Here is a 15,187-nt window from a genome sequence, read left to right on the forward strand (position 1 = left end):
GCAGTTGAAGAGCGTGGTCTTGCCGGCGCCGTTAGGGCCGATCAAGCCGAGGATCTGGCCCTTGTGCATGTCAAAGGACACGCCGTTGAGCGCGACGATGCCGCCGAACACGACGCTGACGTCGCGAACCGCGAGCAGGGGCGATGTCCCCTGCGCGAGCTGTGCCTGCGTCATCTCGTCTCGCCCACTGTGTTCAGTGAGCGAAGGGGCGATGTGAACCGCTCCCGATGACGACAAAGGCTATCTGATCCCCTCGGCCACACGCGCAACTTTCCCTCCTGATTTCAGCTTTTTGCTGACGTCTTTTTTGGAATGCGGCATCAGACCCCCAAGTGCCGCTTCGATGTTCCTTACCATCGCAAGCAGACGCGGTCCAATGTCGTTGATCAAACGCTCTTCCGTGAAGCGGAATGCCGGCGCGCCGCAATTGAATGCGTAAGGACCGGTTCCGTCGTTGAGCCTGAGCGCGACGCCGGCGGCGCCGATATCGTCGTGCCAGTCGCCGACCGAAATCGCAAATCCGTATTTCGCGACCGTCTCGCCGGAGCGTTCCAAACCGTCGCGCATCTTGGGCCAGCGGCTGCCGTAATGTTCGCGCAAGACACGAGACAGTTCCGCCCGATCGTTTTCCTCGAGCGCCCAAAAATAGGCGCGGCCCATCGCGCTGGTTGCAATCGGCACGCGGGAGCCGACGTCAAGTTGAACGCCGACCGTCTCGCTGCCGCGGCTTTGCCCGAAATAGATCATGCTGTGACGGTCGCGGCCGCCGACGGCAACGGCTCCGCCGGTCGCGCGCATCATTTCCTCGCGGAACGGTTCGGACAAATGCCGAACGCCGAGATTGGACAACGCGGCGTAGCCGAGCGCCATCGCGGCCGGCGCAAGCTGATATTTCTCGAAGCGGGGAACCGGCGTCAGATAGCCGAGCTTCGTCAACGTATAGGTCAGCCGCGAAACGGTCGGTTTGGGCAAATTGGTACGGGCCGCGATTTCCTGATTGCCAAGAAGTCCGTCGCTGGGCTGGAATGCGCGCAATACGTCTAGCCCGCGGGAAAGCGCGACGACGAAATTCCGATCGGTCGCTGTCTTCTTTCCTGTACGCTTCATCCCTGATCTGCTTCTTGCGCGGAGTCGTTGACAAGCCACGTGCTTCAAAATAACCCTGCCGTCAAGATGCGGAATTAAATTCCGCAGTGCGAAATTGAACAAAAGTTACCCCACCAAGGAGGGACACCGTGAGCGAAGTGGTCAAGCTTGAGCGTCATGACGAAGTCGGGATCGTCACGGTCGACAGCCCTCCGGTCAACGCGCTGAGCGCCGCGGTTCGCGGCGGAATTCTGGAATGCATCAAGGCCGCGGTCGCCGATCCCGCAATCAAGGGCATCGTGCTGACCTGCGCCGGCCGTACCTTCATCGCAGGCGCCGACATCACCGAATTCGGCAAGCCGCCGAAGCCGCCCGCCCTCAACGACGTGCTTTCCGAGATCGAGAATTCACCGAAGCCGGTCGTCGCCGCGATCCACGGCACCGCGCTCGGCGGCGGCCTCGAGGTCGCGCTCGCCTGTCATTTCCGTGTTGCGGTGAAGGAAGCCAAGCTCGGCCTGCCCGAGGTGAAGCTCGGCCTGCTGCCGGGCGCCGGTGGCACCCAGCGCCTGCCGCGCGCAGTCGGACCGGAGCTCGCGGTCAAGATGATCGTCGGCGGTGATCCGATCGGCGCTGCGGAAGCGCTGAAGAACGGTCTGATCGAGGAGATCGTCGAGGGCCCCGCCGCCGGAGGCGAAGCCTTCGTACGAAAGCTGCTGGCTGAAAAGCGTCCGCTGCGCCGCCTGCGTGACGACGACTCCAAGATCGCGGCGGCCAAGGCCGACCGCTCGATCTTCACCAATGCGGTCGCGGCCATGACCAAGAAGTCACGCGGCCTGGAAGCGCCGTTCGCGGCGGCCGACGCCGTCGGCTACGCCATCGACCTGCCATTCGATGAAGGGCTGAAGAAGGAGCGCGAGGGCTTCCTGAAGCTCGTCGCCAGCGATCAGTCCAAGGCGCAGCGTTATGCCTTCTTCGCCGAGCGCGAGGCCAGCAAGATCGCCGGCGTTCCTGAGGGGACCAAGCCGCGGCCCGTGAACCGCGTCGCCATCCTCGGCGCCGGTACGATGGGCGGCGGCATCGCGATGTCCTTTGCCAATGCCGGCGTTCCCGTCACTCTGATCGAGACCGGCGAGGAGCAGCTCAAGCGCGGCATGGGCATCATGCAGAAGAACTGGGAAGCGACCGCGGCGCGCGGCGGCATCCCGGCGGACGCGCCCGCCAAGCGCATGGCGCTGATCAACGGCGTCGTGGGCATCGAGAACGTCGGCGACGCCGACCTCGTCATCGAAGCCGTGTTCGAGACCATGGCGGTGAAGAAGGAAGTGTTCGGCAAGCTCGACCAGTACGTCAAGCCGGGCGCCGTGCTCGCCTCCAACACCTCGTACCTGAACATCGACGAGATCGCGAAGTCGACCAAGCGGCCGCAGGACGTGCTCGGCATGCACTTCTTCTCGCCCGCCAACGTCATGAAACTGTGCGAGATCGTGCGCGCCGACAAGACCGCGCCCGATGCCCTCGTCACGGCTGTCTCGATCGCACGCAAAATCGCAAAGGTGCCGGCCGTGGTCGGTGTCTGCGACGGCTTTGTCGGCAACCGCATGCTGGCCCAGCGCGGCAAGCAGTCGGAGAAACTGCTGTTCGAAGGCGCGCTGCCGCAGCAGGTCGACGCCGTCGTGACGAAGTTCGGCATGCCGATGGGGCCGTTCGCGATGGGCGACCTCGCCGGCCTCGACATCGGCTGGCGCTCGCGCAAGGACCGCGGCATCAAGTCGGAGATCGCGGATGCGCTCTGTGAAGCCGGGCGCTTCGGCCAGAAGACCGGCAAGGGCTATTACAAATACGAAGCCGGCTCCCGTTCGGCGCTGCCCGATCCCGAAGTCGAGAAGCTGATCGACGAGACGCTGCTTCGTTTGGGCCGCAAGAAGCGCGTCGTCAGCGACGACGAGATCCTCGAGCGCATGATGTATCCGATGATCAACGAGGGCGCGAAGATCCTGGAAGAAGGCATTGCCGCGCGCCCGTCCGATATCGACGTGGTCTGGCTCTATGGCTACGGCTGGCCGATCTACCGCGGCGGCCCGATGTTCTGGGCCGACACCGTCGGCCTCAAGCACATCGCCGATCGTCTCTCTTTCTATGCCAAGGAGACCAACGACCCCAGCCTCGAGCCCGCGCCGCTGCTGAAGAAGCTCGCGGCCGAAGGCAAGACCTTCGCGTCATTGGCCGCGACATCAAAGGCGGCGTGATTGGATTGGGCTCGGTGACCGCGAACACCTTCGCCAGGGCAACGCTCTCTCCGTTCCCTCCCCCCTTGTGGGGGAGGGTCAGGGAGGGGGGTAGCCCCGGGCGAGGTCCGAGTTCGTGGCACCCCCTTCCCCAACCCTTCCCCACAAGGGGGAAGGGAGCCCGTCTGTCCGTACCCGCCTTACGTTTGCAGAGCATTGATCGTTGATGACCCATCCCGGCGAACAGTTTTATCCCGAAGGCGTGCGCTGGGACGACACCATCGTCCAGGGCCCGCTGCCTGACCTGCTGGCAAAAGCCGCGGCAGAGTACGGACCGCGCACCGCGCTGGAATTCCGGGATCGTCCGATCACCTACACCGAACTCGCCGCGATGGCGGAGCGTGCGGCTGCCGCGTTCCTGCGCGCCGGCTGCGGCAAGCACACATCCATCGCGCTGTTCCTCGGCAATACGCCGGACCACCCCGTCAATTTCTTCGGCGCGCTGAAGGCCGGCGCCCGTGTCGCGCATCTCTCACCGCTCGACGGCGAGATCGCGCTGACCCACAAGGTCTCCGATTCCGGTTCGCGCCTGCTCGTCACCACCAACCTCGCGGCGCTGCTGCCGACCGCGCTGAAATTCCTGGAAAAGGGCCTGATCGACCGCCTGGTCGTCTGCGAGGAGGACACTTGGGGCAAGGTCGGCACGCCGCAGGCCGCGATCCCCAATGATCCCCGCATCGTCACCTTCAAGGCCTTTGTCGAGGGCGCGACCGCACCGGCGCAGTGGCCATCCGTGACGATCGACGATGTCGCGCTGCTGCAATATACCGGCGGCACCACCGGCCTGCCCAAGGGCGCCATGCTGACGCACGGCAATCTCACCTCGGCGGTGTCGATCTTCGACATCTGGGGCAAGCCGTCCCGAGCCGCGCGTGGCGATGTGGTCGAGCGCGTGATCGGCGTGCTGCCACTGTTCCACATCTATGCGCTGAGCCTCGTGCTGCTGTGCTCGCTCCGCCGCGGCTATCTGATCTCGCTGCATCAGCGCTTCGATGTCGAAGCCGTGATGCGCGACATCGAGGTCAAGCGCGCGACCTATTTCCCAGGCGTGCCGACGATGTGGATCGCGATTGCAGCGCTCCCGGATCTCGACAAGCGCGACTTCTCCTCGCTCAGCACCATTGGCTCCGGCGGCGCGCCGCTGCCGGTGGAGATTGCGAGTTTCTTCGAGCGCAAGGTCGGCAAGAAGCTCAAGAGCGGCTGGGGCATGACCGAGACCTGCTCGCCGGGCACCGGCCATCCGCCCACAGGCCCTGACAAGCCGGGCTCGATCGGCCTGATGCTGCCCGGCATCGAGCTCGACGTCGTTTCCCTGGAAGATCCCACAAAAGTGCTGCCGCCGGGCGAAGTCGGCGAGATCCGCATCAAGGGCCCGAACGTCACCATGGGCTACTGGAACAAGCCCGAGGGATCCGCGGAGGCCTTCGTCGACGGCCGCTTCGTCACCGGCGACATCGGCTATGTCGATAGCGACGGCTATTTCTTCCTGGTCGACCGCAAGAAGGACATGATCATCTCCGGCGGCTTCAACGTTTATCCGCAAATGATCGAGCAGGCGATCTACACCCTACCAGGCGTGCACGAGGTGATCGTGCTCGGCATTCCCGACTCGTATCGCGGCGAGGCCGCAAAAGCCTTCATCAAGCTCAGGCCCGGCGCAAAGCCGTTCTCGCTCGACGAGCTGCGCGCGCAGCTCGCCGGCAAGCTCGGCAGGCACGAATTGCCGGCGGAGGTCGAATTCGTCGACGATCTGCCGCGCACGCCGGTCGGAAAGCTGTCGCGCCATGAGTTGCGCCAGCAGCAGAAACCATCACAATCCGCCCAACTTGTCACCCGACTTGCATCAGGAGATCGCTCTTGACCGACGCCGTCATCGTTTCCACCGCCCGCACCCCGATCGGGAAGGCCTATCGCGGCGCGCTCAACGCCACCGAGGGCGCAACGCTGCTCGGCCACGCCATCGGCGAGGCCGTCGCGCGCGCCAAGGTCGACCCCAAGGAGGTCGAGGACGTCGTGATGGGCGCAGCGCTGCAACAGGGTGCGACCGGCGGCAACATCGCGCGCAAGGCGCTGCTCCGTGCCGGTCTCCCCGTCACCGTCGCCGGCACCACCATCGACCGGCAATGCGCCTCGGGCCTGCAGGCGATCGCGCTCGCCGCGCGTTCGGTGATCTTCGACGGCGTCGAGATCGCCGTCGGCGGCGGCGGCGAGTCCATCTCACTGGTGCAGAACGACAAGATGAACGGCTTCCATGCGCAGGACCCGGCGCTGCTCGAGATCAAAGGCGAGGTCTACATGCCAATGATCGACACCGCCGAAATCGTGGCCAAGCGCTACGGCATCTCGCGCGAGAAGCAGGACGAATATTCGCTGGAAAGCCAGCGCCGCACGGCCGCAGCCCAGCAGGGCGGCAAGTTCAAGGACGAGCTCGCGCCGATCACCACCAGGATGGCGGTGACCGACAAGGCGACCGGTGCAGTCTCGTTCAAGGACGTCACACTCTCGCAGGACGAGGGCCCGCGCCCCGAGACCACCGCTGAAGGTCTCGCCGGCCTCAAGGCCGTGCGCGGCGAGGGATTTTCGGTCACCGCCGGCAATGCCAGCCAGCTTTCGGACGGCGCCAGCGCGAGCGTGATCATGAGCGACAAGGAAGCGGCGAAGCGCGGGCTGAACCCGCTCGGCATCTTCCGCGGCTTCGTCTCCGCCGGCTGCGAGCCGGACGAGATGGGCATCGGCCCGGTGTTCGCGGTGCCGCGCCTGCTCAAGCGTCATGGCCTCACCGTCGACGACATCGGCCTGTGGGAGCTCAACGAAGCCTTCGCGGTGCAGGTGCTGTATTGCCGCGACAAGCTCGGCATCGACCCCGACAAGATCAACGTCGACGGTGGCGCGATTGCGGTCGGCCATCCCTACGGCATGTCGGGCGCGCGCCTCACCGGCCACGCTCTGATCGAAGGCCGCCGCCGCAAGGCGAAGTACGCGGTCGTCACCATGTGCGTCGGCGGCGGCATGGGCGCGGCGGGGCTTTTTGAGGTGTTGCAGTAGCCGTCGTCCTGGCGGAAGCCAGGACCCATACTCCGCGGCCGGAGTGTGGTGCTCAGACAGTAATTGCCTTCGCATAACGAAGGCCGGTGGTACTGGGTCCTGGCTTTCGCCAGGACGACGAGGGAACAGGAGGATCCGATGGATCTCGCATTCACGAAAGAAGAGCAGGCGTTTCGCGAGGAAGTGCGGTCATTCTTCCGCGACAACGTGCCGCCGGATACCCGGCGCAAGCTGGTCGAGGGCCGCCACCTCTCGAAGGACGAGATGGTGACGTGGTGGCGCATCCTCAACAAGAAGGGCTGGGGCGTCAGCCACTGGCCGAAGCAATATGGCGGTACCGGCTGGACCTCCGTGCAGCACTACATCTTCAACGAGGAGCTGCAGTCCTATCCGGCGCCGCAGCCGCTCGCCTTCGGCGTCAGCATGGTCGGTCCCGTGATCTACACCTTCGGCAATGAAGAGCAGAAGAAGCGGTATCTGCCCCGCATCGCCAATGTCGACGATTGGTGGTGCCAGGGTTTCTCCGAGCCCGGCTCCGGCTCCGACCTCGCCTCGCTGAAGACGAAGGCCGAGCGCAAGGGCGACAAGTGGATCATCAACGGCCAGAAGACCTGGACCACGCTCGCCCAGCACGCCGACATGATCTTCTGCCTCTGCCGCACCGACCCGTCCGCCAAGAAGCAGATGGGCATCTCCTTCATCGTGTTCTCGATGAAGTCGAAGGGCGTCACCGTGCGTCCGATCCAGACCATCGACGGCGGCGCCGAGGTCAACGAGGTGTTCTTCGACGACGTCGAAGTGCCCATCGAGAACCTGATCGGCGAGGAGAACAAGGGCTGGGATTACGCGAAATTCCTGCTCGGCAATGAGCGCACCGGCATCGCCCGCGTCGGCGTCTCCAAGGAGCGGCTGCGCCGCATCCGCGACCTCGCCGGCAAGGTCGAGTCGGGCGGCAAGCCGATCATCCAGGACGCAGCCTTCCGCGACAAGCTCGCGGCCTGCGAGATCGAGCTCAAGGCCCTCGAACTGACGCAGCTCCGCGTCGTCGCCGACGAAGGCAAGCACGGCAAAGGCAAGCCCAATCCGGCATCGTCGGTGTTGAAGATCAAGGGCTCCGAGATTCAGCAGACCACCACCGAGCTGCTGATGGAAGTGATCGGCCCGTTCGCCGCGCCCTACGACGTGCACGGCGACGACGGTTCGAACGAAGCCATGGACTGGACCGCCCAGATCGCGCCGAGCTACTTCAACAACCGCAAGGTCTCGATCTACGGCGGCTCCAACGAGATCCAGCGCAACATCATCGCCAAGGCGGTGCTGGGGCTGTGAGTCAAGGATGACGGTGTCGTCCCCCGCGAAGGCGGGGGACCCAGTACGCCGCGGCGGTCGTGAGTACAAGCGGACGGCTGCGTTTACTGGATCCCCGCTCCAGTGCGCAATTGCGCACAAGGCGGGGATGACGTCTGAGAGTGAGGCGACGGCACGGCAATTCCGGCCGATTTGGAGAGAAACATGGATTTTGATCTGAACGAGGAGCAGCGGCTTCTCAAGGAAAGCATCGACGGCCTCTTGACCGATTCCTACGATTTCGAGAGCCGCAAGAAGTACATGAAGGAGAAGGGCGGCTGGAGCCGGACCGTCTGGGGCAAGCTCGCCGAGCAGGGCCTGCTCGGTCTGCCCTTCGCGGAGGCCGATGGCGGCTTCGGCGGCGGCGGCGTCGAGACCATGATCGTGATGGAAGCGCTCGGCAAGGCGCTGGTGCTCGAGCCTTATCTCGCGACCGTCGTGATCGGCGGCGGCTTCCTGCGCCATGCAGGCAGCGATGCGCAGAAGGCCGCGCATGTGCCCGGCATCGTCGACGGCAGCAAGACGCTCGCCTTTGCGCAGCTCGAGAAGAACTCGCGCTACGATCTCTTCGACGTCACCACGACGGCGAAGAAGAAAGGTGATGGTTGGGTCATCGACGGCGAGAAGTTCGTCGTGCTCAACGGCGAGAACGCAGACACCCTCATCGTGACCGCGCGCACCAGGGGCGAGCGCCGCGACAAGAGCGGCATCGGCGTGTTCCTGGTGCCGGCCGACGCCAAGGGCGTCGCCAAGAAGTCATACCCGACCCAGGACGGCCTGCACGCCGCCGACATCACCTTCACCGGCGTCGAGGTCGGTGCCGATGCGGCGCTCGGCAATCCCGACGATTCGCTCGCGCTGATCGAGCGTGTGGTCGACGAAGCCCGCATCGCGCTCTGCGCCGAAGCGGTCGGCCTGATGGACGAGTCGCTCAAGACCACGGTCGAGTACATCAAGACGCGCAAGCAGTTCGGTGTCGCGATCGGCTCGTTTCAGTCGCTGCAGCACCGCGCCTCCGACATGTTCGTCGCCACCGAGCAGGCGCGATCGATGTCGATGTTCGCGACCATGGCTGCTGATTTCGAGGACGCCAAGGAGCGCAGCAACGCCGTTGCCGCGGCCAAGGTGCAGATCGGCAAGTCGCTGAAGTTCGTGGGGCAGCAGGCGATCCAGCTCCACGGCGGCATCGGCATGACCATGGAGGCGAAGATCGGCCATTACTTCAAGCGCCTGACCATGATCGAGAACTCGTTCGGCGACACCGACTACCATCAGCGCCGCGTGGCGGATGGTGGCGGGTTGATCTAGGGCTCTCCACCGTCATTGCGAGCGAAGCGAAGCAATCCAGAGTCTTTCCGCGGAGACGGTCTGGATTGCTTCGTCGCTACGCTCCTCGCAATGACGGAGTACGCGGCCTCAACGGAGCAACAACAATGAAAAACACCCCGTTCGATCTCACCGGCAAGGTCGCCGTGGTCACCGGCTCCAGCCGCGGCATTGGCCGCTCTTCCGCCGAACTGCTCGCAAAGCTCGGCGCCAAAGTCGTGGTCTCCTCGCGCAAGGCCGATGCCTGCCAGGCAGTCGCCGACGGCATCAAGGCGGCCGGCGGCGAGGCAACCGTCATTCCCTGCAACATCGCGCGCAAGCAAGAGGTCGAGGCGCTGATCGCGGGTACGATCAAGCACTACGGCAAGATCGACATCCTCGTCTGCAACGCCGCCGTCAACCCGTATTACGGCCCGCTGCTCGACATCACCGACGAGGCCTTCGACAAGATCATGGGCAGCAACGTCAAGAGCAACATCTGGCTCTCCGCACTGGCGATCCCGCAGATGGCGGAGCGAGGAGGCGGCTCCGTCGTCATCATCTCCTCGATCGGCGGCCTGCGCGGTTCGACCGTGATCGGCGCCTACGGCATCTCGAAAGCCGCTGACTTCGCGCTGTGTCGTTCGCTCGCCGGCGAATGGGGCCCGAAAGGCGTCCGCGTCAACTGCATCGCGCCCGGCCTCGTCAAGACCGACTTTGCCCGCGCGCTGTGGGAAGACGAAGCAAATCTAAAGCGCCGCACCGCCACCACCCCGCTGCGCCGCATCGGCGAACCCGACGAAATCGCAGGCGCGGTGGCCTACCTCGCCTCGGATGCTTCGAGCTTCATGACCGGACAGACCATCGTCATCGACGGCGGCGTGACCACGGCGGCGCCGTAGCCGCCGCTCCTCCGCTACGGGCGGCGCTCGGCCAAGGTGCGTTCGATGGCGCTCTCGATGGCGCGTACGACGATCAGGGCCGAACGTTCGTCGAGATGCACGCCGTCGTCCCAACGCAGCTCGCGTCGCGGCGGATCGATCGGCAGCCAAAGCGCGCGATCCGGGAAGGCTTCGTCGACGATCTCGTTGGTGATCCGGACCATGCGCGAGCCTTCGATCTCCGGCGCAAACGGAACGTGAATCAGAAACACGCGGGTGCCGCGCCGCTGCAGTTCCTCGATGAGCTGTCTGACGCGGACCACATTCGCGCGTACCGGCACGGTCGGGTCAGCTTCGTTCATCTGCTCCAGCGCGCGGTCGAGATAGACCTTGTTGTCGAACGTGCCCGGCGGCTGGCTGAGCAGGCGATCCCGCTCGGCGCGCGCCCGGGCGGGATCGGGTTCACCGTGTTTCCAGCTTTCATAGCCCGCGACCGCTGTTCGCACCGGGCGCAGCAGCAGCGCTTCGGTGCGCGCGCCGCCGGAAAATTTCTCGATCAGCGCGCTATCCGGCTCGCGCGTCAGGACATTCGTCTCGATCAGCACGATCTTCGGCGGGGTCGGTCGGTTCGCGACGATCTCGAGACCCGTCACCGGTGAGCCGCCCGCCAACGAAAGATTGCGGACGCGCGGCGGCGAGAAATACTCCTCCTTGAGGCGCCAGGCGACCGAGCTGCCGACCAGCACGATATCAGGCGTGGGATCCCGCACATAGCGGTTGAGGCTGACGAGGCTGCCGCCGCGGGTCGTGACCGCCGGCTGCTGCAGGGCCGAGCCGAAGCGCGCCGTGGTGAAGGCGCAGGCCAGCAGCAGCGCGGCTGCCGCCACCGCGCACTTGATCAGCCATGAAAGCGAAAAATCCTGCTGCATGTCAGAACTGGAAGTAGATGAAAGTGCTGTCGGGCCCCGCCTCGAGACAGGCGAGCGCTGCGAGCGCGCCATAGAGATACGGCTCCCATCGCCGCAAGCGGCCTTCGACGAACGCGCCGATGCCGATATGCTGGATGATAACAGGCAAGGCGTAAAGCAAAGCCAGATTGGTGAACAGTTTTGGTGGATTGGGCGCGTCCGTCGCCATGAACATTCCCTTGAGATAGCTGAGCGCGTGGTCGAAGTTCGGCAGCTTGAAGAAGATCCAGAGCATCGTGACGCAGAAGAACACGATGCCCATCCGGATCACCCGCACCGCGGGGCTTCGATCGCCCAGGAATTTCAGGAACGGTCGTTCGATCACGAGCAGAAACCCGTGCGCCATCCCCCACAGCGCGTAGCTCAGGCTGGCGCCATGCCAGAGACCGCCAAGCGTCATCACGATCATCAGGTTGAGAGTGGTTCGTGCCGGTCCATGACGGTTGCCGCCGAGCGGAATGTACAAATAGGTCCTGAGCCAGCTCGACAATGAGATGTGCCAACGCGTCCAGAACTCCGAGAATGAAATCGAGATGTAGGGCAGGTTGAAGTTCACGGGCAGGCGATAGCCGAACAGCAGGCCGAGGCCGAGCGCAATCGCCGAGTAGCCGAAGAAGTCGGCGTAGATCTGGTAGCTGTAGAGGAACACCAGCAGCCAGCGGTCCTGCGTGCGCAGCGTCTCGTAGAGCGGGAAGTCCATATAGGACGTCATCTCGTTGAGATTGTTCGCCACATACAGCTTGAAGAAATAGCCGACCAGAATCCACTTCGCGGCCTCGACGAAGGCAACGTCGCCGAGCCGCTTGGGAACGATCTGCGGCATGAACTGGGCCGCACGCGTGATCGGCCCGGACACCAGCTGCGGAAAGAAGATGATGTAGAGGAACACCTCGCGCAAGCGCACGGTGCGCTTCTCGCGCGTCAGATCGACCAGCAGGCTGATGTTGTGGAACACGAAGAACGAGATGCCGATCGGCAGCGGCAGCCGCAGCAGGAAGTCGATCGGCGCGGAGCCGGTCAGATGGGCCGCGGCGGCGTCAACGAACAGGAACTTGTATTTGAAGAACGCCAGCAGGCCGAGATTGAAGACGATGCCGGCCGGCATCCAGAAAGTTCGGTTATCAAACGCAAGCACGAGGCAGAGATGGGTGCCGAGCACCGCGACGAGCAGCAGCGGCAGCAGCTCGGGCTGCCCGAAGCCATAGAAGAACACGCTTGCAAGGACGAGCAGCGGGACCTGGAAGCTGCGCAGCGAAGGCAGGTAATAGACGCCAAAGACGATCGCGACGAAGACGCCGAACTGAAAAGAAGTGAAGGTCATGCCGCCCCATCTGCCCGCCCGGCATGTAGCATTTTCGCATTCTCTGTCCTAGTCCGGTGTCCTCCCCCGCTCCAGGGCAGTGGCATATGAAATTCAAAAGGACCGCGCCGCTTGCTCCGCCTCTCCCGCTTGCGGGAGAGGCCGACGCGCCCCGGGCGATGCGAAGCATCGTCCGCGCGCGGCGGGTGAGGGCTCTCACCCCTTGGGGATTCCCTCCGCAATTCTCGACAGTCCCATTGCGGAGACAGCCCTCACCCCAGCCCTCCCCCGCAAGCGGGGGAGGGAGCGCACTGCCGATGCCGCCGCACCCCCCCGGGGAGGATCAACGCCGGCGCCTTGACCTGCTGCCGGCAATCCCGTTTTCTCTGCCCCAACACAACAACCCCTCCTCACGGGAACACGCCAAGGGCAAGCCGCCATGTCTTTCGTCCTCGCCATCGACCAGGGCACCACCTCCTCGCGCGCGATCGTGTTTCGCGGCGACATTTCCATTGCGGCAAAGGCGCAGGCCGAGTTTCCGCAGCATTTCCCCGCCTCGGGCTGGGTCGAGCACGAGCCGGAGGACATCTGGACCTCGACCATGACGGTCTGCCGCGAGGCGATCGCGCAGGCCGGCATCAGTGCAAAGGACATCGCCGCGATCGGCATCACCAACCAGCGCGAGACGACCGTGGTGTGGGATCGCGCCACCGGGCAGGCCGTGCATCGCGCCATCGTCTGGCAGGACCGCCGCACCGCCGACATCTGCGCGAGACTGAAAGCCGACGGCCGCGAGCCCGTGATCTCGCAGAAGACCGGCCTGATCATCGATCCCTATTTCTCCGGCACCAAGGTCGCCTGGATTCTCGACCACGTCCCCGGCGCGCGGGCGCGTGCCGCGCGCGGCGAATTGATGTTCGGCACCGTCGATTGCTATCTGCTGTGGCGCCTCACCGGCGGCAAGGTGCATGCCACCGACGCCACCAACGCCTCGCGCACGCTGCTGTTTAACATCCACACCGGGCAGTGGGACGACGAGCTCTTGGAGATCATCGGCGTGCCGCGCTCGATGCTGCCCGAGGTGAAGGATTCCTCCGCCCGCTTCGGCGAGAGCACGCCGGATCTGTTCGGCGGCGCGATTGCGATCTCCGGCATCGCCGGCGACCAGCAGGCCGCGACCATCGGCCAGGCCTGCTTCCGTCCGGGCATGATGAAATCCACCTACGGCACCGGCTGCTTCGCCCTGCTCAACACCGGCACCACGCCCGTGGCCTCGAAGAACAAGCTGCTCACCACCATCGCCTACCAGCTCGGCGGCAAGCGCACCTACGCGCTCGAAGGCTCGATCTTCGTCGCAGGCAGCGCGGTGCAGTGGCTGCGCGACGGCCTCGGCATCATCAAGCACGCCGCCGAGACCGGACCTCTCGCCGATCAATCGGATTCGATGCAGAGCGTCTATCTCGTCCCGGCCTTCGTCGGCATGGGCGCGCCGTACTGGAATCCGCGCGTGCGCGGCGCGCTGTTCGGCCTCACCCGCAACACCGGCCCGGCAGAGCTCGCCCATGCCGCGCTGGAAAGCGTCTGCTACCAGACCTTCGACCTCTGGGCCGCGATGCGGGCCGACTGGCCGAGCTCGGAGGTGGCGAGCGTGGTCCTCCGCGTCGATGGGGGCATGACCGCATCCGACTGGACCATGCAGCGCCTCGCCGACCTGCTCGACGCGCCGGTCGATCGCCCCCTGATCCAGGAGACGACGGCACTGGGCGCCGCCTATCTCGCGGGTCTCGAGGCCGGCGTCTATCCCGAACCGACCAAGTTCGCCGACAACTGGCGCCTCGAGCATCGCTTCAAGCCGAACATGAGCCAGGCGACGCGCGAGCGGAAGCTGGCGGGCTGGGCGAGGGCGGTGAAGGGCGTCCTCGCGAGCGACGAGGGCGAGGGTTAGGCCGATCTCGTAGCCCGGATGGAGCGCAGTGAAATCCGGGGTTCTCTGGAAGCGATTACCCTGACGCCGCGATGAACGAGGCGTATCCACAAACTCCGCCGTCGTCCTGGCGAAAGCCAGGACCCATAACCACCGTGCTAAGTTGCCTTGGACCGCTGTCGGCCCCAGCCTGCCGCAACGGCGACCAGCTGTGGTAATGGGTCCTGGCTTTCGCCAGGACGACCCGGAATGTGTGGCCGGCGCTCAGCTTCAACGGGACGCATCCCATGATCCTCCCCGACGGCTATTCCGACATCCCCGCCGGCAAGATCGTTGCCGTCGTCACCCATCTCGAGATGACCGCGCGCCCTGCGCGCCGCCCCGATCCGCCGGGCGCTCCATCAGGTCTTTGGACCCTGCGCAAGGTCGATACCCCCGCGCTTCATTGGTATCGCGACCTCCATCGTCGCGTTGGCGAGGAGTGGTTGTGGTTTTCGCGGGCGCGCATGAACGACGCCGAGCTCGCCGCAATCATCCACGCACCGGGCGTCGAGGTCTATGGGCTTGTCGTGGACGGCCACGATGAAGGCCTGCTGGAGCTGGACTTTCGCGAGGCCGGCCAGTGCGAGCTCGTGTATTTCGGTGTCACCGCGAAACTGATCGGGAGCGGTGCCGCCCGTTTTATGATGAACCGCGCGCTTGAGCTCGCATGGTCACGCGACCTGTCCCGCGTCTGGGTGCACACCTGCACCTTCGATCATCCGTCGGCCGTCGCGTTCTACCAGCGGTCGGGCTTCCGCCCGTTCCGCCGCCAGATCGAGATCGCCGACGACCCGCGCCTCGATGGCACCGCGCCACGGACCGCGGCCAAGCATGTGCCGATCATCGAATAGTGCGCAGCTGCCTCCCCGCCGTCATTGCGAGGAGCCCTTGCGACGAAGCAATCCAGACTGTTTCCGTGGAAAGATACTGAGCCTCCCCTAAATCGGTGGACACCTATAGCTTAGACAGCAAGAGGTGTCAGATGACGAAACGGCAGCGACGTT

12 protein-coding genes are annotated in these 15,187 nt (G+C 64.9%); 8 read left to right on the forward strand and 4 right to left on the reverse strand.

What is annotated here, in order from left to right:
- The coding region (locus AC0L3K_RS38785) for an ATP-binding cassette domain-containing protein (protein WP_473368051.1) at window positions 1-174 on the reverse strand (174 nt) is incomplete at its 3' end.
- A gap of 66 nt (window positions 175-240) precedes the next feature.
- Window positions 241-1,107 (reverse strand): IclR family transcriptional regulator, encoded by an 867-nt coding sequence (locus AC0L3K_RS38790; protein ID WP_007599713.1) that lies wholly within the window; start codon window positions 1,105-1,107, stop codon window positions 241-243.
- A gap of 128 nt (window positions 1,108-1,235) precedes the next feature.
- Here AC0L3K_RS38790 and AC0L3K_RS38795 point away from each other — a divergent pair, with 128 nt between their 5' ends.
- The 6 genes from AC0L3K_RS38795 (at window position 1,236) to AC0L3K_RS38820 (ending at window position 9,970) form a co-directional block, all read left to right on the forward strand.
- The gene (locus tag AC0L3K_RS38795) at window positions 1,236-3,332 is read left to right on the forward strand and encodes a 3-hydroxyacyl-CoA dehydrogenase NAD-binding domain-containing protein (RefSeq protein ID WP_354200446.1); all 2,097 of its coding nucleotides are present in this window, start codon (window positions 1,236-1,238) and stop codon (window positions 3,330-3,332) included.
- A gap of 205 nt (window positions 3,333-3,537) precedes the next feature.
- Window positions 3,538-5,232: a dicarboxylate--CoA ligase PimA gene (gene pimA / locus AC0L3K_RS38800; protein ID WP_473368043.1), complete on the forward strand. Its 1,695-nt coding sequence runs from the start codon at window positions 3,538-3,540 to the stop codon at window positions 5,230-5,232.
- Window positions 5,229-6,416 carry an acetyl-CoA C-acyltransferase gene (locus tag AC0L3K_RS38805; RefSeq protein ID WP_473368044.1) on the forward strand — a complete coding sequence of 396 codons (1,188 nt, stop codon included), beginning with the start codon at window positions 5,229-5,231 and terminating at the stop codon, window positions 6,414-6,416. Before pimA ends, AC0L3K_RS38805 begins: the two co-directional genes overlap by 4 nt.
- A 138-nt stretch (window positions 6,417-6,554) precedes the next feature.
- Entirely contained in the window at window positions 6,555-7,745 is a 1,191-nt protein-coding gene (gene pimC, locus AC0L3K_RS38810; RefSeq protein ID WP_473368045.1) for a pimeloyl-CoA dehydrogenase large subunit, read from the forward strand.
- A 183-nt stretch (window positions 7,746-7,928) separates the two neighbouring features.
- Window positions 7,929-9,071 (forward strand): pimeloyl-CoA dehydrogenase small subunit, encoded by a 1,143-nt coding sequence (gene pimD / locus AC0L3K_RS38815; RefSeq protein WP_473368046.1) that lies wholly within the window; start codon window positions 7,929-7,931, stop codon window positions 9,069-9,071.
- Between the two features lie 125 nt (window positions 9,072-9,196).
- A complete protein-coding gene (locus AC0L3K_RS38820) occupies window positions 9,197-9,970 on the forward strand; it encodes an SDR family NAD(P)-dependent oxidoreductase (RefSeq protein WP_473368047.1) in 774 nt (257 codons plus the stop codon).
- Window positions 9,971-9,984: 14 nt separating this feature from the next.
- Here AC0L3K_RS38820 and AC0L3K_RS38825 read toward each other — a convergent pair whose 3' ends face one another.
- Window positions 9,985-10,878 carry a hypothetical protein gene (locus tag AC0L3K_RS38825; RefSeq protein ID WP_473368048.1) on the reverse strand — a complete coding sequence of 298 codons (894 nt, stop codon included), beginning with the start codon at window positions 10,876-10,878 and terminating at the stop codon, window positions 9,985-9,987.
- A gap of 1 nt (window position 10,879) precedes the next feature.
- Complete coding sequence (locus tag AC0L3K_RS38830) at window positions 10,880-12,238, reverse strand: MBOAT family O-acyltransferase (protein WP_473368049.1); 1,359 nt, start codon at window positions 12,236-12,238, stop codon at window positions 10,880-10,882.
- A gap of 418 nt (window positions 12,239-12,656) precedes the next feature.
- On the opposite strand from AC0L3K_RS38830, the gene glpK reads away from it, so the two are divergent.
- Together glpK and AC0L3K_RS38840 are read left to right on the forward strand one after the other, a co-directional pair.
- On the forward strand, window positions 12,657-14,162 hold the full coding sequence (gene glpK, locus AC0L3K_RS38835; protein ID WP_354200441.1) for a glycerol kinase GlpK: 1,506 nt from the start codon (window positions 12,657-12,659) through the stop codon (window positions 14,160-14,162).
- Window positions 14,163-14,428: 266 nt separating this feature from the next.
- Complete coding sequence (locus AC0L3K_RS38840; RefSeq protein ID WP_473368050.1) at window positions 14,429-15,034, forward strand: GNAT family N-acetyltransferase; 606 nt, start codon at window positions 14,429-14,431, stop codon at window positions 15,032-15,034.
- Window positions 15,035-15,187 lie beyond the last annotated feature (153 nt).

The sequence above is a fragment of the Bradyrhizobium sp. MI1.10 genome, assembly GCF_055811035.1.